Here is an 18,346-nt window from a genome sequence, read left to right as displayed (position 1 = left end):
CTTGCGGATCCGTCAGTTCTTGCGCAGGTACTTCGGTGGCGGCGGCTCCGACTTCGCCGAGCTCTCGTTCAGTGTGGCCGACAGCCACCTGTCGTACGACGCCTGCCAGCCGTCGGTGGTGTCCTTGCGGTAGTCCACCAGGATCTGGTTGACCCGGCGTACCAGATCGTCGGCGTCGCTCCTCATCGCCACGCCGTAGTACTCGGTGGTGAAGGGGGAGCCCTTCAGTTCGACCGTGGGATCCTGGGCGGCCTGGCTGGCGGCGAGCGCGCCGTCGGTGACCACGGCGTCGACCTCGCCGAGTTGGAGCCTGACGAGGCAGTCGAGTTGGTTGGGGACGGGGGGCGAGATGATCGCGGAGGAGACCAGCTCCTTCGCCTTCTTGGCGTCCACCAGCTTGGTGTTCGCCGTGGAGCCCTCCGCCGTGCAGATCCGCTGCTTCGCCAGCGTCCCGTTGTAGCCCGTGATGCCGGAGGACTTGGGGGCGAGGACCTGCTGACCCGTCTTGAAGTACGGCGCGGAGAACGCCACCTGGCCCAGGCGGGTGCAGTTGATCGTCATCGTGCGGACGATCATGTCGACCCGGCCCCCCTGGATCGCCGGGATGCGCTGGTTGGTGGGGATCGCCTTGAACTGCACGGCGTTCGGGTCACCGAGGATGTCCTGCGCGATCCGGTGCACCAGGTCGATGTCGAAACCCTCCAGGTCGGCCGTCGGGCCGCCGTTGGGGTTGCGGTAGCCCCAGCGGTAGCTGTTCTGGTCGACGCCGACGATCAGCTTGCGCTTCTCGCCCTGCCGGGCCTTGATCTTGTCTATGGTCGCACCGTCTGCGCTCGAGGGGGACAGCGTCTGCTCCTCCGGGTGCGCCTTGATCGCCGGATTCCTGCAGGGGCCGTCGTCCGCGACCTGATCGGCACGGGTCACGCCCGGCCCGCCGGTGCCCGTGCTGCCGTCGCCGTGCGACCGGGCCACCGGCAGGAGCAGCGCGAAGGCGAGTACCAGGCCGCAGACGACCGCCATCGCCCCGACACCGCCCCAGCCCTTGAGACCGGTCCGCACACGTCCGCGCATCCGCATCGTCACGCCCCCTCTCACCGGTACTCCGACAGCCTGCGCCCGATGCCCAGGACCGCGCCGGCCGCGCCGAGGACGGCCAGGACGGCGGCGCCCGCCGGCAGTCCGGTCATCGCGCCCAGGCCGTCACCGGCCGACCGCGCGAACTCCTTCTCCTCGTGGGCAAGGGCCTCGGCGAGGTTGTCGTCGACGCTGTCGAAGCACTCGCCCGTGGCGCCCTTGCCGCCTATGACCCGCTTCAGTGCCTCTTCGTAGTTGCCGTTGTCGTCCTGCTCGCGGGCCGCGGTGTGACGCTGCTTCCACACCGTCATGTTGCCCTCGGCGGCGGTCACCGGCTTCTTGCCGCTGCTGTCGTCGGCGAGTTTCGACGCCTCCGCCAGGCCCTTGCCGAGGGTGTCCATGTCCTTGTCGAAGTCGAAGTCGTAGGCGTCGTAGGTGACGTCCACGCCCTGGGCGTTCTTCTTGGTGACCGTCTCGGCGCCGCGGGCCACGAGCGTGAGGTTCTCGTTGCCGCGGGCCTTGAGGGAGGCGATCCGCGCGTCGTGCAGCACGTTGAGCGAGCGCACGCCGTGGTCGTAGGAGTCGTTGAGCCCGGCGCGCGCGACGGTGTGGCCGACGACCAGCCACAGCAGCACCACGGTCGTCGTCGCGGTGGCCGCGACCAGGCCGTGGTTGAGAACCCGGTTGGTGCGCCGGTAGTTGCGGTGCTGGGCCCAGGCGAGCCCGGCGAGGGCCAGGACGCCGAGGCCGATCGCGGCCCACGGGTAGGGCGTGGCGTCGGCGTAGTCGGCGCGCAGCCGCTGGTTCTCGCTGGTGTAGAGGTTCTGCGCCTTCGGGAGCATCTCCTTTTGCATCTTCTCGTTGGCGTACCGCAGATAGGCGCCGCCGACCGGGAAGCCCTGCCGGTTGTACGTACGGGCCCGCTCCACCAGGCCCTTGTACTCCGGCAGCAGGGTGTTGAGCTCGGCCACGGTCTTCGCGGCGGGGGAGTCCGGGTCGGAGTTCGAGGCCGCCTTGACCAGACCGGCCGCGGCCCGATCGATGTCCTTCTCGTACGTCTCGCGGGAGTCGGCCGTCTCCTGGCCGCCGGCCAGGAAGCCGCTGGAGGCCGCGGTGTTGGCGTCGGCCAGATAGCGGTAGATGTCGGCGGCGGCGCTGCTGAGCGGCTGGCTCTTGTGCAGCACGTCGTCCGCCGCGGCGGCCCGGTCGTTGGTCTGCCAGGCGGTCACCGCGCCGAAGAGGACGACGAGCAGGGCGAGTGCCGCGCCGATGATGCGCAGCCGGCCCGGTTCGGTCGTGGCGGCCGCGCGCACCTGGTCGAGACCTTCCGCGAAGGCCGTACGACGGGCGGGCGCCGCGGGGGACACCGGGGCGGGCGGCGGTGGTGGCTGGGCCGGGGGTCCCGGCTGCGGCGGTACGGCCGGCATCGTGGGCACGCCGGAACCCGGTGGTGCCGTGCTGCTCTTCGGCGGGTGTGTCACTGTTTGACCTCCCCCATGGTCATCCCTCGCCGCAAGTATCGCTGCCGGGACCGACATCCGCACCGGGCTTCACTGGATCTTGATCGAACCGCAGCGGATCGCCTGCGACGGCCCGGCCATGCCCCCGCACCACCCCTTGCCCATGAATACGCCAGGGGAATCGGTTCGGTTCCCCCTGGGGGCGCGTAGGGTCGCCCTCATGCGCGGGGTGCGAGTGGTGATGATCGGCGGAACGTCCCATACCGGCAAGTCCACGGTCGCCGGGGCGCTGGCCGACCGGCTCGGCTTCGGGCACCGGTCGACGGACCTGCTGGCGAGACATCCGGGGCGTCCCTGGCGCACGCCGGAGCGGGAGGTGCCGCCGCATGTGGCCGAGCACTACGCGACGCTCCCCGTCGACGAGTTGATCGACTCGGTCCTCGCCCACTACGAGCGGCTCTGGCCCCGCATCGAGGAACTGGTCAGGACGCACGCCACCGGACCGGGCCTGGTCCTGGAGGGCTCGGCGCTCTGGCCGGAGCGGGTCGCGACGCTGGACGTGCCGCACACGGCCGCCGTATGGCTCACCGCCGACGAGGACGTCGTACGCGCCCGGATCCGTGCGACCGGGCACTACGACGCTGCGACGGAGCGGGAACGGTTCCTGATGGACAAGTTCCTGGCCCGCAGCGTGCGTTACCAGTCGCTGATGGTGGCGGCCGTGGACCGGCTGGGGCTGGCCCGCGTCGACGTCGGGAAGGACAGGTCCGTCTCCGAGGTGGCCGACGCGGTGCTCGCTCAGGCCTCGTAGTACGCCCGCGTCCTCGCCTGTACCTCAGCGGACGCCCCGGCCCGGTCGAGGCCGAGGAGTGCCGCGCCCAGGACCGGGCTCGCCGTCACCACCCGGGGTACGGCCTTCGGGGCGCGCGCGGCCAGGAGTTCCCGCACGCCGTCGTCCAGTTGGGGGTGCCGGGCGGCCAGGACGCTGCCGCCGAGCAGGACCGGCGTCTCCTCGTCGAGGAGGTCGAGGCGGGTCAGGGCCACCGTCGCCATGGACACGACCTCGTCGGCCAGACGGTCGACGAGCGAGCGGGCCACCGGGTCGCCGGCGGCGGCCGTGGCGAAGAGCACCGGCGTCAGCTCGTGGCGGCGGGCGGCGGCGATGTCCTCCAGGTGCAGGGCCTCGATGAGGGCGTACATGGACGGCAGCCCGAAGTGCCGCGGGAGCACGCGCGCGAGGTCGGTGTCGGTGCCCCGCCCGTCCTCCGCGCGGGCCGCGTGCCACAGGGCCTCCTCCGCGAGACCCCAGCCGCCGCCCCAGTCGCCGGAGATCCGGCCGAGCGCGGGGAAGCGGGCGGTACGGCCGTCGGGACGCATGCCGACGCAGTTGATGCCCGCGCCGCACACCACGGCGACCCCGCGCGGTTCGGTGACGCCGGCCCGCAGGATCGCGAAGGTGTCGTTGCGGACCTCCACCTCCGCGCCCCACGCGCGCGTGTGCAGGGCTGCCGCCAACTGCTGCTCCTCGACGGGGAAGTCGGCGTTGGCCAGACAGGCCGAGACATGGTCCACCGAGCCGATTCCGGCCGCGGTGAATGCCTGTCCCACCGCGTCGGCGATCACGTCCACGGCCGCCTCGACGCCCACCACCGGCGGCCGGAACCCGCCGCCGCGGGCCGTGGCGAGGACGCTTCCGTCGGCCGCGACGACCGCGATGTCGGTCTTGCTGTTGCCCGCGTCGACGGCGAGGACACTTGCGGTCAGGCCCACGCGAGATGCTCCCGGTTGTGTGCGATCAGTCGGTCGGTGAGGCCCTCGGCGTACGCGTACTGGCCGACGAGGGGGTGTGCGAGCAGCGCCTTGAAGACCCGGTCCCGGCCACCGCGCAGGGCCGCCGTCAGCGCCAGGTCCTCGTACGCCGTCACGTTCGCCATCAGGCCCGCGTACAGCGGGTCCACGGCGGGCACCGCCAGCGGGGTCGGCCCCTTCGGGCCCACCGCCGCCTGCACCTCGATCACCGCGTCGTCGGGCAGGAACGGCAGCGTGCCCCGGTTGAGGGTGTTGACCACCTGGTAGGGGCTGCCGCCCCCGCCGAGCAGCCCGGCGGCCAGGTCGACCGCCGCCTCCGAGTAGTAGGCGCCGCCCCGCTTGGCGAGCAGCTCCGGCTTCTCGTCCAGGGCCGGGTCGCCGTACATCGTGAGCAACTGCCGTTCCATCTCCGCCACTTCGGCGGCCCGGGACGGCTTGGTGCCGAGTTCCCGTACGACCTCGTCGTGCGCGTAGAAGTAGCGCAGGTAGTACGACGGGACCACGCCGAGCCGGTCCAGCAGGGGGCGCGGCAGGTGCAGGTCGCCGGCGATGGCGTCGCCGTGCTCGGTGAGCAGCTCGGGCAGGGCGTCCTCGCCCTCGGGGCCGCCGAGCCGTACCGCGGTCTCCCAGGTGAGGTGGTTGAGGCCCACGTGGTCGAGGTGGATGTCGGAGGGGGTGACGCCGAGCAGCCCGGCGAACTTCCGCTGGAAGCCGATCGCCACGTTGCACAGCCCGACCGCCTTGTGCCCGGCCTGGAGGAGGGCGCGAGTGACGATCCCGACCGGGTTGGTGAAGTCGATGATCCAGGCGTCGGGGTTGGTGCGGCGGACGCGTTCGGCGATGTCGAGGACCACCGGGACCGTGCGCAGCGCCTTGGCGAGGCCGCCCGCGCCGGTCGTCTCCTGGCCGACGCAGCCGCACTCCAGGGGCCAGGTCTCGTCCTGCTCGCGGGCGGCCTGGCCGCCGACGCGGAGCTGGAGGAGTACGGCGTCGGCGCCGTCCACGCCCGCGTCCAGGTCGGACGTGGTGACGATACGGCCGTCATGGCCCTGCTTGGCGAAGATGCGCCGGGCGAGCCCGCCGACCAGCTCCAGGCGCTCGGCGGCCGGGTCGACCAGGACGAGTTCCTCGACGGGCAGGGTGTCCCGCAGGCGGGCGAAGCCGTCGATGAGTTCGGGGGTGTAGGTCGAGCCTCCGCCGACCACGGTGAGTTTCATACGTGGTTAACCCTTCACTCCGGTCAGCGTGACGCCCTCGACGAACGCCTTCTGCGCGAAGAAGAACACGAGGATCACAGGGGCCATGACCAGCACGGTCGCGGCCATGGTGAGGTTCCAGTCGGTGTGGTGCATGCCCTTGAAGGACTCCAGGCCGTAACTCAGCGTCCAGGCGTTCTGGTTCTCCGAGGCGTAGATCTGCGGGCCGAAGTAGTCGTTCCAGGCGTAGAAGAACTGGAAGAGGGCCACCGCGGCGATCCCGGGCCTCGCCATGGGGATCACGACCCGTATCAGGGTGCGGAAGTCGCCGCAGCCGTCGACCTTCGCCGCGTCCACGTACTCGTTCGGGATCGTCATCAGGAACTGCCTGAGCAGGAAGATCGAGAACGCATCCCCGAACGCCATCGGGATGATCAGCGGCCACAGGGTGCCCGACAGGTCCAGCTGCTTCGCCCAGAACAGGTACATCGGGATGATGACGACCTGTGGCGGCAGCATCATCATCGAGATCACCAGCATCAGGGAGAGATTGCGGCCCCGGAAGCGGAACTTGGCGAGCGCGTACGCCACCGGGATCGACGACACGACCGTAAGGACTGTTCCCAGTCCCGCGTAGATCAGCGTGTTGCGCCACCAGGTCAGAAAGCCCGGGGTGTCGAAGACCCGCCGGTAGTTGCCCCATTCCCAGGTGTGCGGGATCAGATCGCGGCTGAGGGCCTGGGAGTCGCTCATCAGCGAGGTCAGGAACACGAACACGAAGGGCAGCGTGAAGAAGAGGGCCGCGGCCAGGCCGAGGGAGTGGATCGCGACCCACTCCAGGGCGGCCTTGCGCCGGGCGGTGCGCTCGGCGGGGGAGGCCGGCGTCTTCAACTCCACCGGCCGGTCCAGTACTTGGGTCATGGTCAGTCACCTGCCTGGATGAGACCGCCCCGGCGCCGCATCAGGAACGCGGTGAACACCATCGACAGGGCGAAGAGGACGAGGGCGACGACACACGCGGAGCCGTAGTCGAAGCGCTGGAAGCCGAGGTTGTAGACGAGCTGGGGGAGGGTCAGCGTGGACTTCTCCGGATAGCCGGGCTCGAACTGCGTGCCCGCTCCCTGGATCACGCCCGAGGCGACCTTTCCGGCGATGAGTGGCTGTGTGTAGTACTGCATCGTCTGGATCACGCCGGTGACCACGGCGAACATCACGATCGGCGAAATGTTGGGAAGGGTGACGAACCGGAACCGCTGCCACGCCGACGCCCCGTCCAGCTCCGCCGCCTCGTACTGCTCCTGCGGCACGTCGAGCAGCGCCGCCATGAAGATGACCATCAGGTCGCCGATGCCCCACAGGGCGAGCAGGGTGAGGGCCGGCTTCGACCAGGTGGGGTCGTTGAACCAGCCGGGGGCCGGGATGCCGATCTTCTCCAGGACCGAGTTGACCGGTCCCGTACCGGGGTTGAGGAGGAACGCGAAGGCCATGGTGGCCGCGACGGGCGGGGCCAGATACGGCAGGTAGAAGAGCGTCCGGAAGACGCCCGTGCCCGTCTTGATCTTCGTGATGAGCAGGCCGACCCCGAGGCCGAAGACGACCCGGAGGGAGACCATCACCACGACCAGCCACAGGGTGTTGCGCAGAGCCGGCCAGAAGTAGGGGTAGTGCTCGAAGACGTAGGTCCAGTTCTTCGTCCCGCTCCAGGTCGGCGGCTTGAAGCCGTCGTAGTGCATGAACGAGAAGTAGACGGTCGAGAGCAGCGGATAGGCGAAGAAGACCGTGAAGCCGATCAACCAGGGCGACATGAAGGCGGCCGTGCGCAGTGCTTGTTTCCGCCGCTTCGCAGCGAGGCCAGACCTGCGGCGCTTCGACGCCAGTGTGACGGTGCTCATCGCTACTTCGCCTGCGCGATGTCCGTGTCGATCTGCTGGGCCGTGTCGGCGAGGCCCTTGTCCAGGTCGGTGACCTTGCCGCTCTCGTAGTCGTAGCCGAAATTCTGGATCGTGGCGAGGTAGACACCGCCGTTGATCGACGCCGGGGACGAGGACGAGTTCGGGTTCGCCGCGATGTCCAGGAACGTCTTGAAGCGCGGGTCGTACTTCAGCTTCGGCGACTTGAGGGCGGCCAGCGTGGACGGCACGTTGTGGATGTCGTTCGAGAAGCCGACGACCGCGTCCGTGTCCGTGGTGATGTACTTGACGAACTCCCAGGCCGCGTTCTGCTTGGTGCTGTTCGCGGCGATGCCGGCGATCGTGCCGGTGATGTAGCCCTTGCCGTACTGGTCCGCCTGGTCGTCGGGGACGGGCAGCGGGGCGACACCGATCTCGAAGCCGGGCTTGGCGTCCAGGGCCATGCCGAGCCGCCACTCACCGTCGAGCTGCATGGCGACCTGGCCGGTCTGGAAGGGGTGCTTGGGGCCCCACTCGTCGCCCAGCGTGGCGCGGAACTTCTCCAGCTTCTGGTAGCCGCCGAGGTCACCGACGAGCTTCTTCTGGAGGGTGAACGCCGCCTTGAACGCGGGGTCCTTGGCGACGTTCGACTTGCCGCCGGCGTCGAAGTACTTCGGCGAGAACTGGCCGAGGTAGTGCTCGGTCGTCGTCTCCCAGCCGTGGTAGTTCGGCATGAAACCGAGCTGCTTGTACGTGCTGCCCTGCGTGATCGTCAGCTGCTTGGCGTCCGCCTCGAACTCGGACCAGGTCTTGGGCGGCGAGGTGATGCCGGCCTTCTCGAACGCGGTCTTGTTGTAGTAGAGCCCGTACGCGTCGCCCAGCAGCGGCACGGCACAGCGGTCGCCGTCGAACTGCGTGTACTCGTTCATCGCGGCCGGGAAGGTCTTCTCCGGGTCGACGCCCGACTTCTTGAAGAACGGGTTGAGGTCGACCAGCGCACCCGAGGAGCAGAACTTGCCCACGTTGTTCGTGGTGAACGACGAGATGACGTCCGGGGCCTTGCCGCCGCCCGTGCGCAGCGCCTGGTTGATCTTGTCGTCGGTCATGTTGCCGACGACGTTGACGTGGATGTTGGGGTGCGCCTTCTCGAAGCCGGCGACCAGCGTCTTCACGGCCTTGACCTCGGAGTCCGCGCTCCAGGCATGCCAGAAGTTGATGGTCGTCTCCTTCGAGGCGTCGTCCTCGGCGCCGGAGGAGGACTGGCCGGTACAGGCGGTGGTGACGAGCACCGCGGACACGGTCAGGGCAAAGGCCGCTTTTCGGGCGACTGAGGGTATGGCTGTGCGCATGACGGGATCTCCCAGGGACGGGACGGCGTGGAAGAGGGGGGTGGGTACGGGGGTTCAGCGTGAGGTGTCGAAGACCTCGTCGCGGGTGGCGGCGAGCGCGCTCTCCAGCGCGCCGCGCAGCACGGGGTGTTCATGGACGTCGCCGACGACCAGCCGGGGGCGGGAGGCTGCCAGTTCCTCCAGCTCGGCCTGGACGAGGGCGCGCAGGGTGTCGCCGCCGGCGGTGAGCGAGGCGCCGCTGAGGACGACGAGTTCGGGGTCGAGGACGGAGACGAGGGAGGCGAGACCGGTGGCCAGACGGGTGGCGTAGGTCTCCAGGAGCAGCCGGTTCAGGACGGTGTCCTCGGTGGCGGCGCGCTCGACGAGGGCGGCGGCGACCTCGGCGTACGGCCCCGAGGGGATGTCCGTCATGCCGAGCTCACGGGCGAGGTGGGGGATGGCCTGGGAGCCCGCAAGCTCCTGATAGCCACCACTGTTGGCTTTCCTCACCTGCCGCACCAGGGGTGCTCCGGGAACCGGCAGGAAACCTACCTCTCCCGCGCCGCCGGTCCAGCCGCGGTGCAGCCGTCCGCCGAGGACCAGGGCGGCACCGAGACCGCCCTCGTTCCACAGCAGCACGAAGTCCTCGTGCCCTTGGGCCGCACCGAGCCGTTGTTCGGCCAGGGCCACGAGGTTGACGTCGTTCTCGTACTCGACCGGCATGGGCAGGGCGGCGGCGAGTTCGTCGAGGAGGGCGGGGGTGTGCCAGCCGGGCAGGTGGGAGGCGTAGCGCAGCCGGCCCGTGCCCGGGTCGAAGGCGCCCGGGGTGCCGATGACGAGCCGGTGGACGTCACCGCGGGCGAGTCCCGCCGCCTTGACCGCGCCGTCGAGGGCGTCGGTGACCTGCCGGACGACGGGCTGCGCGGGTCTGCGTCCCGGGGTCGGCAGTTCGAAGGAGCCCACCGTGCGACCGGTGATGTCGGCGACCGCGGCGAGGATGCGCTCCGGGGTGACGTCGAGCCCGGCGGCGTACGCGGCGGTCGGGTCGACCTCGTACAGCTGGGCGTTGGGACCGGGCCTGCCCTCGGTGGTACCGGTGGCGAGGACGAGGCCCGACGCCTCCAGGCGGGCCAGGAGCTGGGACGCGGTCGGCTTGGAGAGGCCGGTGAGCTTGCCGATCCGCGTACGGGAGAGGGGGCCGTGCTCCAGCAGGAGGTCGAGCGCGGCACGGTCGTTCATGGCGCGGAGTGTGCGTGGTGTGCCTGCCATGGGTGCCCCTCTCCGTGACTGCCGGACGACTGTACTGTCCGGCGACTGTTAGGAAGGTTTCCTATCGGATGCATCGGAACATAGGTCTGGACCACCTGTCCGTCAAGGGGGGAACGACAAACCGCCCCCGCAGGAAACGGAGTCGTTACCTGCGGGGGCGGTCGAGGGGTGGTCGAGGTGCGGTCCAGGGGCGGGAGTGAGCGCCTACCTGACGTCGATGTAGTCGCCGGCGACCGTCGCCGAGCCGGTGGTGGTCGTCCCCGCGAAGACGTAGCGGTAGAAACCGTCCTTGGTGGCCTTCGTCGTCGTCTTCAGCGCGCCGCCGGTCCCGGAGGTCACCGTCTTGACGGTGGTGTAGCTGGTGGCGCTCTTGGCCCGGAACTGAAGGGTGGCCTTCTGGGTGGTGTAACCCGTGTACGTGCCGGTCTCCCAGTTGGCCCGGGTCAGCTTGCCGGTGACCGTGATGGTCCCGCCCTTCTTCACCGGCTCGGGCGACGCGTTGACGGTGACTCTGGCGGCGCGCTTGATCTGGACGCCGCTGCCGAGGGGACCCCAGGCGTCGTAGTTGTAGCCGAGGTGGATGTGACCGTCCGAGTCGTCGTCGTCCTGGTCGATCGTGCTGTAGATGCCGGCCGCCTTCCAGGTGGTGGCGTCCGAGGCCGAGTACAGGTAGTCCGCGGGGGCGATCGCCAGGGTCTCCTTGCACGCTTCGGTGACGGTGGTGTCCGTCGTCGCGGTCGTGGTGCAGGTGGGGACGTCCTCGGGGTCGATCTCGTTCGCCATCCTGCTGAGCGTGCCCCGGTAGAGCAGGACGCCGGCGAAGGTGGTCTTGTAGTCGACCGTCAGGTCGGAGGGGCGGGTGAGGGTGTACGTCACCGGCACCTTCACGGTGGCGGCGGTCCCGACGACGACCGCCTTGCCGCTGTTGACCGTGACGGCGGAGAAGACCAGGTCGGGCGAGTCGGCCGCGGACGCTACGGGCGCGACCAGACCGGTCAGTGCCAGGGCACCGGACGCGGCGATGCCTATGGCGAGCTTTCTCATGTGTTTCCCCACATTCGAAGCGGGCCCCTGGGCGTTGCGCTCCAGAACAAGGGCCCGCTGTGGGGGTGACGCTAGTCGATCACATCCGTGACCGGAACGTGGGGTTCACGTGAAGACGGTGAGAGTTCGCCGCAGCACCGCCGGTCGTCACTTCGCCGCCGGCCGCTGCGCCGCCCCCGATGCCGGCGCGAGCGGGGAGGCCGCCGCGGCCTGCGGGGACTCGGAGTTGGAGAAGACCGACGGTGCCGCGACCGCCGCGGTCGGGTCGGCGGCCTCCTCGTCGGCGAGGGCGGCCGCGCCGCCGACGATGCGGATGTCCGCCGCGTCGAAGGCGCGCTTGATGCGCCAGCGCAGCTCACGCTCGACCGTGAGGGACTTGCCGGGCATCGTCTTGGCGGAGACCCGCACGACCATGGAGTCCAGCAGGACGCTGTCCAGGCCGAGGACCTCGATCGGGCTCCACAGGAGCTCGTTCCAGGGCTCCTCCTTGCTCATCTTCTCGGCGACCTCGCTCAGCACCCGCTTCACCTTGTCGAGGTCCTCGGAGGCCCGGACGGTCACGTCCACGCCGGCCGTCGCCCAGCCCTGGGAGAGGTTGCCGATGCGCTTGACCTCGCCGTTGCGGACGTACCAGATCTCGCCGTTGTCGCCGCGGAGCTTGGTCACCCTCAGGCCGACCTCTATGACCTCGCCGGAGGCCACGCCCGCGTCGATGGTGTCGCCGACGCCGTACTGGTCCTCCAGGATCATGAACACGCCGGAGAGGAAGTCCGTGACGAGGTTGCGGGCGCCGAAACCGATCGCCACGCCCGCGACACCGGCCGACGCGAGCAGCGGGGCCAGGTTGATCTCGAAGGCGCCCAGGACCATCAGGGCGGCGGTGCCCATGATGATGAAGCTCGCCACCGAGCGCAGCACCGAGCCGATGGCCTGCGAGCGCTGCCGGCGGCGCTCGTTGTTGACGAGCAGTCCGCCGATCGCGGTGCCGTCGACCGCCTGGGCGGTGCGGTTCATCCGGTCTATGAGCTTGGTGATGGCCCGCCGCACGACCAGTCTCAGCACCCCGGCGATCACCAGGATCAGCAGGACGCGCAGGCTGATCGCCAGCCAGGTCGACCAGTTCTGCTCGACCCAGCTCGCGGCGTTCGTCGCGCTCTCCTGGGCGTCCTGGAGACTCGGCACGGCCGGCGTCGAGGTGTCCGAGGGGGACGGCGACGGCGACGGACTCGCGGCCAGTAGGACGGCGGACAAGGACACGGCAGGTACCTCCAGGTGCTGCGTCTGCCTTCCGGTACGGCGGTCAAGGTCACGAAAAGGTCACCGGTAAAGCAGGCTCACCACACTAACGGTGCATCGTGTGTGGATCGTTGCAATGTCCGGGGGAGAGACGGCTCTCACCTGGGGATGAAGAAAGGTGTGGTCGAAAACACTCCCAGCCCGTTACCGGCACATGGTGGCGTTTCTCGCGGTAGAGAGGGGAGACTGACCTCAGTTCGTCCCGGCGCGAGCCACGCGCCGCCGACGCCCAAGGAGGCATCCGTGCCGCATGTCCTGGTACTCAACGCGTCGTACGAGCCCCTCGGCGTCGTACCGCTCCGTCGCGCGCTCGTCCTCGTCCTGGAGAACAAGGCGGTCTCCCTCGAGGAATCCGGCGCCTTCATGCACAGCGCGACCGTCACAGTCCCCGCACCCAGCGTGGTCCGGCTCAAGCGATTCGTCCGGGTTCCCTATCGGGGGCCCGTTCCTCTCACCCGCAGGGCGCTCTTCGCCCGCGACGGGGGCCGGTGCATGTACTGCGGTGGCGTCGCAACCAGCGTCGACCACGTCATCCCGCGCAGCCGCGGGGGCAAGCACGTCTGGGACAACGTGGTGGCGTCCTGCCGGCGCTGCAACCACGTGAAGGCCGACCGACATCTGTTCGAAATCGGCTGGCGGCTGCGCCACAAACCCGCCCCGCCCACCGGTCTGGCCTGGCGCATCATCGGCACCGGGCACAGGGACCCACGCTGGCTGCCGTACTTGCAACCGTACGGCGCCGAAGACGCCATGGCCCGGATCGACGGCATCTCTGCCTGACGACGATCCGGGCCTTTGTGTTGCCGCACGGCGACCGGTCCCGGAGGCCCCCCGTACCTCCGGGACCGGAGTATCACCTGGTCACGTGTGCCTGAGTTCCGCCGGGCGGACCGAGCGGCGCAGCAGCGGCAGTGACGTGGCGGCGGCCAGCAGGCAGGCCGCGTACACCGCGACGGGGACCAGGAGAGCGGCGTATGGCAGGCCCGTGCCCGTGTGGTGCGTGGTCAGCGAGGCGTACCAGGCGCCGATCGCCGTACCGCCCACACCCGCCACGGCGACCGCGGGAGCCAGCGGCAGCGCGGTCTCCAGGAGCAGCGCCCTGGCCAGCACCCGGTACGGCACCCCGGCGGCGACCTGGGCGGCCAGGCCCCGGCGCCGGGTGGCGAGGGACTCGACGGTGCCGACGGCCAGCCCCGTCACGGTCAGTGCGAGGGCGACGAGGATCGCGGCGGCCGTCAGGTCGATGCCGGTGGTGTAGTACGCCATGTCCGTGCCCAGCGTCCCCTCGCGGTGCATGGTGTCCAGGACCGCCAGCAGCACCTGACGCACGCCCACGAACCCCGCCCCCACGACCGTCACCAGCAGCACCGCGGCGTGCGTGCGGGCCGCGGCCCACGGGTCGTCCCGCAGTCGTTCCGCCGCGATCAGCAGCGCGGGGCTCTGGGCCCGGGCCGCGAGGACCCCGCCCAGCCGCCGGGCCGCAGTACCGGCCAGCGACACCGTCGCGGCCCCGACGACCAGGACGACGGCGAACAGCGCGAGCGGGCCGAGGGCGAGACGCACGGGGCCGCCGGTGACCGACGACACACCGAGGAACAGCGCCGTGACCCCGAGCAGAACGATCACCGCCCGCAGGGTCCGCCCCGGACCCCACACGGGCCGTACCCGCCGGACCCAGCCCAGCGGTGAGGCCACCACGCGCCGCAGCGACAGCGCGCTCACGGCCGCGCCCAGCACCGGAACGGCCAGGGCGACCAGGGCGATACCGGTCCAGGCGAGCGCGGTGGGCCGTGCCCACACGTGCAGCAGCAGCGGTACGAACACGGCCGTGGCCGTCAGCGAACCCGCCAGGCAGGCCGGCCCCGACTCCAGCGCCGCGATCCGCCGCACCTGCCCCGCACCGGCCCCCGCCAGCCGCAGCGCGGCCAGCCGCCGGTCCCGGTGCACCGCGCCGATGCGGGCGCACTGCCCGAGGAACCCGAGCACCGGGACGAGCAGCAGCCCCAGGACGAGACTCACGTTCCGCCGGTCGCTCGCGGAATCGAGCAGTCCGGCCCCGAAGGACACGGAGTAGTACCCGTCCAGGGAGTTCAGCGCGGCGACCGCCAGCCCGATCCCCGTCGCGAGCGCCGCCCCGACGGCCGTGAGCCCGATCCGCCACCACTCCCGCCGGTCGGAACCGCGGGTGAGCAGCCAGGCCAGGCGGAGATCGGCGGCCAGCGGGCTGCCGCTCCGCGCCTCGAGGGCGGTCGTCATGCCGTCACCCCCACCGGGGCCACGGCTCCGTCGGCCATCCGCACCTCGCGGTCCGCGTACGCCGCCACCTGGGCGTCATGGGTGATCAGCAGGACCGCCGTGCCGGCCTCGCGGGCCGTGTGGACCAGGGCCGTCATGACCTGCTCGGTCGCCAGGGAGTCCAGCGCGCCGGTCGGCTCGTCCGCGAAGACGACCTTCGGCCCGGTGATCAGGGCGCGGGCCAGCGCGGTCCGCTGGGCCTGGCCGCCGCTCATCTCGCCGGGCCGGAGACCGGCCTGCCCGCGCACCCCGAACCGCTCCAGCCACTCACCGGCCCGGGTGTGGGCGTCGGCCCGGGAGAGGCCCGCGAGCAGCAGCGGCAGCGCCACGTTGTCGACCGCCGTCAGTTCGGGGATGAGCTGCCCGAACTGGAAGACCACGCCGAACTCCGTACGGCGCAGCTCGCTCAGCCGCTTCTCGGGCAGCTCGTCGAGGCGCTCACCGCCGTACGCCACCGAACCGGCGTCCGGTCGCACGATCCCGGCCAGGCAGTGCAGCAGCGTCGACTTCCCGCTGCCGCTGGTGCCGGTGACGGCGAGGATCTCGCCGGCGTCCAGCCCGACCGAGGCGCCCCGCAGGGCCTCGGACCTGCCGTACGTCTTGACGAGGTCGCGGGCCGTGAGGAGCGGCACCGGGTTCTCCCCCGTGGTGTTCATGCTGAGTCGACCTCCGCGGTCAAAGTGGTGAGCCGGGCCGCCGTCGTGTTCATCCAGCGGAGGTCGGCATCGAGGTGGTTGAGGGCGTAGTCCGCCGAGAGCACGGTCGCGAGGTCGGCCCCGTGGGCGGTCTTGACCGCCGTGAGCTCCCGCATCCGGGCCATGTGGGCGGCGCGCTGGGCCCGGAGATAGGCGTCCGGGTCGCCGCCGGCCAGGATCGAGACGACGACCTTGGCGAAGATCTCGTTGGTCACGAAGGGTGCGGGTGGGGCGATCTGCCCGGCCCACTGGGCCAGTTCACGCGTCCCCGCCTCGGTCGAGCGGTACATGGTGCGCTCCGGGCCGCCGTCCGAGTCGGTTCCGTCGACCTCGGCGAGGCCGTCCCGGACCAGGCGCTGCAGGGTCGTGTAGACCTGCCCGTAGGCCAGTGGACGGGCCTCGGGGAAACGGTCGTCGTGGCGTCGCTTGAGGTCGTAGCCATGGCTCGGCCCTCCGGCGAGCAGCCCCAGCAGGATGTGACGGGTGCTCATGGCGATCAGTATGCATCACGTATATGTATTGAGTGAATAGTGATCGCCCACCATGATGAAAAGCACGTTCTCCCCTCCAGTACGTCTGCGGTCGCGTCCTGTGGGTAGGCCTGCGGTAACCCCCGTCGTCGTACTCGACAAGGAGGCCCCCGTGGCCGCATCGGCACACCTTCTGCTCTCGGCCCTGTCCAAACCCGAGGCGCCCGCTGAACACTTCTGTGTCTTCAGCGCCGAGGGCGCCTGCACGGAGACCCCGCTCACCAGCGAACCGCCCCTGCCCGACGCCGAGCCCCTCACCAGCGAACCGCCGCTCGCCGACGCCGCCCACCTGATCAGCGAGTCCGACGCATACATGGAGCCGTAGATGACGGCGCCCCCCGGTCCGGAGCTGTCCCGCCTCGCCGAGTCGTACGGCGTCGCCACCTCCTACCAGCCCTCCCCGGACCGTACGGTCGCCGCCTCCGCCACCGCCGTCACGCTGGCCCTGGCCGCCCTCGGCGTCGACGCGGGCGACCCTGCCGCCACGCTCGCCGCCCGTGAGCGTGAGCTGCGTGAGCGCCTGCTGCCGCCGACGGTGGTGTGCTGGAGCGGCAGCCCGCCCGCCTTCGTGGGCGACCTGCCCGAGGGCACCCGGCTGCGTATCGCGACCGAACAGGGCGAGATCCGCGCCGCCGCCGACCAGCTCCCGCCCGGCGTCCACCGGCTGACCGCCACCGCCCCCGACGGCCGCACCGCCGACGCCCACCTGATCGTGGCCCCGCCCCGGCTGCCGGCGCCGCCCGGGCGGTCGTACGGCCTGCTCGTCCAGCTCTACTCCCTGCTTTCGCACCGCTCCTGGGGCATGGGCGACCTCGGCGACCTCGCCGAACTCACCTCCTGGGCGGGGCGCGCCCTCGGCGCCGGCTTCGTCCAGGTCAACCCGCTGCACGCGGCGGTGCCCGGCGCCCCCACCGACCCGTCCCCCTACCGGCCGTCCTCGCGCCGCTTCCCCGACCCGGTGCACCTGCGGATCGAGGACATCCCCGAGTACGTCCAGGTCGCGGACCCCGACCGGCTGCGGGCCCTGCGCGAGCGGGCCGAGCGGCTGCGGGAAGCGGTGCTGGAGAAGGGCGCGTTGATCGACCGGGACGCGGTGTGGGAGCTGAAGCGGGAGGCGCTGGAACTCGTCCGCGAGGTCCCTCTCGGACCCGGCCGCCGCGCCGCCTACGCCGACTACCTCGCCGAGGGCGGCGAGGCCCTGGAGGACCATGCCACCTGGTGCGCGCTGGCGGAGGTGCACGGCTCGGACTGGAGCCGCTGGCCGGCCGGCCTCCGGGACCCGCGCTCGGCCGAGACGGCCCGTGCCCGCGGTGAGTTGATGGACCGCGTCGACTTCCACTCCCGCCTCGCCTGGCTCACCGAGAGCCAGCTCGGCGCTGCCCAGCGGGTCGCGCGGGAGGCGGGGATGCCGGTGGGTGTCGTCCACGACCTCGCGGTCGGCGTGCATCCCGAGGGCGCGGACGCGTGGGCCCAGCAGGCGTACTTCGCGGCCGGGATGTCCGTAGGAGCGCCGCCGGACGCCTTCAACGCGCGCGGCCAGGACTGGGGGCTGCCGCCATGGCGCCCGGACCGGCTGGCGGAGTCGGGATACGCGCCGTACCGGCAGTTGCTGCGGGCCCTGTTCCGGTACGCCGGCGCGCTGCGCATCGACCATGTCATGGGCCTGTTCCGGCTGTGGTGGGTCCCGCAGGGGCGGCCGCCGACGGAGGGCACGTATATCCGCTACGACGCGGAGGCGATGCTCGCCGTGCTCGTCCTGGAGGCGTCGCGGGCCGGGGCGGTGGTGATCGGGGAGGACCTCGGCACGGTCGAACCCGGTGTGCGGGAGGTGCTGCGCGAGCGCGGGGTGCTGGGGACGTCGGTGCTGTGGTTCGAACGGGACTGGGAGGGTGACGGGCGTCCGCTGCCGCCCGAGCGGTGGCGGGCGGACTGTCTGGCGACGGCGACCACGCACGACCTGCCGCCGACGGCGTCTCGTCTCACCGGGGAGCATGTCGAACTCCGGGACAGTCTCGGCCTGTTGACCCGTCCGCTGGACGAGGAACGCGCGGAGGCCTCGGCGGACGCGGGGGAGTGGCTGGAGCTGCTGGCCCGTCTCGGTCTGCTGCACGGCACGGGGGGCGGAGCCGACCCCTCCTCGGAGGAGGCCCAGATCCAGGCCGTCCACCGGTTCCTGCTGCACACCCCGGCCCGGATGGTGGGCATCTGGCTGCCGGACACGGTGGGGGACCGCCGGCCGCAGAACCTGCCGGGGACCTGGGACCAGTATCCGAACTGGCGGTTGCCGATCGCGGACGGGGAGGGGCGGGTGGTGACGCTGGAGGACCTGGCGGCGTCGCCGCGACTGCATGCCCTGGTGGAGGTGCTGCGGACGCCGTAGTGGCGGGCGCTCGCAAGGCGCGGGCGCCTCATACGGCACCCCGGGCGCGCGGCCCGAACCGCGGTTGGATACTTTGACTCC

General features: G+C 71.0%; 17 protein-coding genes. 4 read left to right on the top strand and 13 right to left on the bottom strand.

What is annotated here, in order from left to right; all coding sequences use genetic code 11:
• Positions 1-12 precede the first annotated feature (12 nt).
• Together RNB18_RS46590 and RNB18_RS46585 are read right to left on the bottom strand one after the other, a co-directional pair.
• Complete coding sequence (locus tag RNB18_RS46590) at positions 13-1,077, bottom strand: glutamate ABC transporter substrate-binding protein (RefSeq protein WP_311720237.1); 1,065 nt, start codon at positions 1,075-1,077, stop codon at positions 13-15.
• Between the two features lie 14 nt (positions 1,078-1,091).
• On the bottom strand, positions 1,092-2,501 hold the full coding sequence (locus RNB18_RS46585; protein ID WP_311720270.1) for a hypothetical protein: 1,410 nt from the start codon (positions 2,499-2,501) through the stop codon (positions 1,092-1,094).
• Between the two features lie 253 nt (positions 2,502-2,754).
• Here RNB18_RS46585 and RNB18_RS46580 point away from each other — a divergent pair, with 253 nt between their 5' ends.
• Positions 2,755-3,345 carry an AAA family ATPase gene (locus RNB18_RS46580; protein WP_311720236.1) on the top strand — a complete coding sequence of 197 codons (591 nt, stop codon included), beginning with the start codon at positions 2,755-2,757 and terminating at the stop codon, positions 3,343-3,345.
• Here RNB18_RS46580 and RNB18_RS46575 read toward each other — a convergent pair.
• From RNB18_RS46575 to RNB18_RS46540, 8 genes are all read right to left on the bottom strand, one after another.
• Complete coding sequence (locus tag RNB18_RS46575) at positions 3,333-4,304, bottom strand: N-acetylglucosamine kinase (protein ID WP_311720235.1); 972 nt, start codon at positions 4,302-4,304, stop codon at positions 3,333-3,335. The genes RNB18_RS46580 and RNB18_RS46575 overlap by 13 nt on opposite strands.
• Positions 4,295-5,560: a 6-phospho-beta-glucosidase gene (locus RNB18_RS46570; RefSeq protein ID WP_311720234.1), complete on the bottom strand. Its 1,266-nt coding sequence runs from the start codon at positions 5,558-5,560 to the stop codon at positions 4,295-4,297. The genes RNB18_RS46575 and RNB18_RS46570 overlap by 10 nt, the downstream gene beginning before the upstream one ends.
• Positions 5,561-5,566: 6 nt before the next feature.
• Positions 5,567-6,460 (bottom strand): carbohydrate ABC transporter permease, encoded by an 894-nt coding sequence (locus RNB18_RS46565; RefSeq protein ID WP_311720233.1) that lies wholly within the window; start codon positions 6,458-6,460, stop codon positions 5,567-5,569.
• Between the two features lie 2 nt (positions 6,461-6,462).
• Positions 6,463-7,431 (bottom strand): carbohydrate ABC transporter permease, encoded by a 969-nt coding sequence (locus tag RNB18_RS46560; RefSeq protein WP_311720232.1) that lies wholly within the window; start codon positions 7,429-7,431, stop codon positions 6,463-6,465.
• A 2-nt stretch (positions 7,432-7,433) separates the two neighbouring features.
• Positions 7,434-8,777, bottom strand: coding sequence for an ABC transporter substrate-binding protein (locus tag RNB18_RS46555; RefSeq protein WP_311720231.1), 1,344 nt, complete (start codon positions 8,775-8,777; stop codon positions 7,434-7,436).
• A gap of 54 nt (positions 8,778-8,831) precedes the next feature.
• Complete coding sequence (locus tag RNB18_RS46550) at positions 8,832-10,025, bottom strand: ROK family transcriptional regulator (protein WP_311720230.1); 1,194 nt, start codon at positions 10,023-10,025, stop codon at positions 8,832-8,834.
• Between the two features lie 204 nt (positions 10,026-10,229).
• Complete coding sequence (locus tag RNB18_RS46545; RefSeq protein ID WP_311720228.1) at positions 10,230-11,069, bottom strand: hypothetical protein; 840 nt, start codon at positions 11,067-11,069, stop codon at positions 10,230-10,232.
• 147 nt (positions 11,070-11,216) lie between these two features.
• Entirely contained in the window at positions 11,217-12,326 is a 1,110-nt protein-coding gene (locus tag RNB18_RS46540; protein WP_311720227.1) for a mechanosensitive ion channel family protein, read from the bottom strand.
• A gap of 282 nt (positions 12,327-12,608) precedes the next feature.
• Here RNB18_RS46540 and RNB18_RS46535 point away from each other — a divergent pair, with 282 nt between their 5' ends.
• Positions 12,609-13,145 carry an HNH endonuclease gene (locus RNB18_RS46535; RefSeq protein ID WP_020116449.1) on the top strand — a complete coding sequence of 179 codons (537 nt, stop codon included), beginning with the start codon at positions 12,609-12,611 and terminating at the stop codon, positions 13,143-13,145.
• Between the two features lie 81 nt (positions 13,146-13,226).
• Here RNB18_RS46535 and RNB18_RS46530 read toward each other — a convergent pair whose 3' ends face one another.
• From RNB18_RS46530 to RNB18_RS46520, 3 genes are read right to left on the bottom strand one after another with little or no spacing between them, the layout of a single operon-like run.
• On the bottom strand, positions 13,227-14,621 hold the full coding sequence (locus RNB18_RS46530; RefSeq protein ID WP_311720226.1) for an ABC transporter permease: 1,395 nt from the start codon (positions 14,619-14,621) through the stop codon (positions 13,227-13,229).
• Positions 14,618-15,316 (bottom strand): ABC transporter ATP-binding protein, encoded by a 699-nt coding sequence (locus RNB18_RS46525; RefSeq protein ID WP_311720225.1) that lies wholly within the window; start codon positions 15,314-15,316, stop codon positions 14,618-14,620. The genes RNB18_RS46530 and RNB18_RS46525 overlap by 4 nt, the downstream gene beginning before the upstream one ends.
• Positions 15,313-15,846, bottom strand: coding sequence for a PadR family transcriptional regulator (locus RNB18_RS46520; RefSeq protein WP_311720224.1), 534 nt, complete (start codon positions 15,844-15,846; stop codon positions 15,313-15,315). The genes RNB18_RS46525 and RNB18_RS46520 overlap by 4 nt, the downstream gene beginning before the upstream one ends.
• 151 nt (positions 15,847-15,997) lie before the next feature.
• Here RNB18_RS46520 and RNB18_RS46515 point away from each other — a divergent pair, with 151 nt between their 5' ends.
• Positions 15,998-16,210, top strand: coding sequence for a hypothetical protein (locus RNB18_RS46515; protein WP_311720223.1), 213 nt, complete (start codon positions 15,998-16,000; stop codon positions 16,208-16,210).
• Positions 16,211-18,265 (top strand): 4-alpha-glucanotransferase, encoded by a 2,055-nt coding sequence (gene malQ / locus RNB18_RS46510; protein WP_311720222.1) that lies wholly within the window; start codon positions 16,211-16,213, stop codon positions 18,263-18,265.
• The last annotated feature ends 81 nt before the right edge of the window (positions 18,266-18,346 follow it).

The sequence above is a fragment of the Streptomyces doebereineriae genome, from assembly GCF_031845645.1.
GTDB lineage: Bacteria > Actinomycetota > Actinomycetes > Streptomycetales > Streptomycetaceae > Streptomyces > Streptomyces canus.
This window is presented reverse-complemented; position numbering and strand designations above follow the sequence as displayed.

What these genes read in the sequence shown, in the direction of transcription:
- RNB18_RS46590 (WP_311720237.1), bottom strand. Translation starts at nt 1,077, where the DNA reads ATGCGGATGCGCGGACGTGTGCGGACCGGTCTCAAGGGCTGGGGCGGT.
- RNB18_RS46585 (WP_311720270.1), bottom strand. Translation starts at nt 2,501, where the DNA reads ATGCCGGCCGTACCGCCGCAGCCGGGACCCCCGGCCCAGCCACCACCG.
- RNB18_RS46580 (WP_311720236.1), top strand. Translation starts at nt 2,755, where the DNA reads ATGCGCGGGGTGCGAGTGGTGATGATCGGCGGAACGTCCCATACCGGC.
- RNB18_RS46570 (WP_311720234.1), bottom strand. Translation starts at nt 5,560, where the DNA reads ATGAAACTCACCGTGGTCGGCGGAGGCTCGACCTACACCCCCGAACTC.
- RNB18_RS46565 (WP_311720233.1), bottom strand. Translation starts at nt 6,460, where the DNA reads ATGACCCAAGTACTGGACCGGCCGGTGGAGTTGAAGACGCCGGCCTCC.
- RNB18_RS46560 (WP_311720232.1), bottom strand. Translation starts at nt 7,431, where the DNA reads ATGAGCACCGTCACACTGGCGTCGAAGCGCCGCAGGTCTGGCCTCGCT.
- RNB18_RS46555 (WP_311720231.1), bottom strand. Translation starts at nt 8,777, where the DNA reads ATGCGCACAGCCATACCCTCAGTCGCCCGAAAAGCGGCCTTTGCCCTG.
- RNB18_RS46550 (WP_311720230.1), bottom strand. Translation starts at nt 10,025, where the DNA reads ATGGCAGGCACACCACGCACACTCCGCGCCATGAACGACCGTGCCGCG.
- RNB18_RS46545 (WP_311720228.1), bottom strand. Translation starts at nt 11,069, where the DNA reads ATGAGAAAGCTCGCCATAGGCATCGCCGCGTCCGGTGCCCTGGCACTG.
- RNB18_RS46530 (WP_311720226.1), bottom strand. Translation starts at nt 14,621, where the DNA reads ATGACGACCGCCCTCGAGGCGCGGAGCGGCAGCCCGCTGGCCGCCGAT.
- RNB18_RS46525 (WP_311720225.1), bottom strand. Translation starts at nt 15,316, where the DNA reads ATGAACACCACGGGGGAGAACCCGGTGCCGCTCCTCACGGCCCGCGAC.
- RNB18_RS46520 (WP_311720224.1), bottom strand. Translation starts at nt 15,846, where the DNA reads ATGAGCACCCGTCACATCCTGCTGGGGCTGCTCGCCGGAGGGCCGAGC.
- malQ (WP_311720222.1), top strand. Translation starts at nt 16,211, where the DNA reads ATGACGGCGCCCCCCGGTCCGGAGCTGTCCCGCCTCGCCGAGTCGTAC.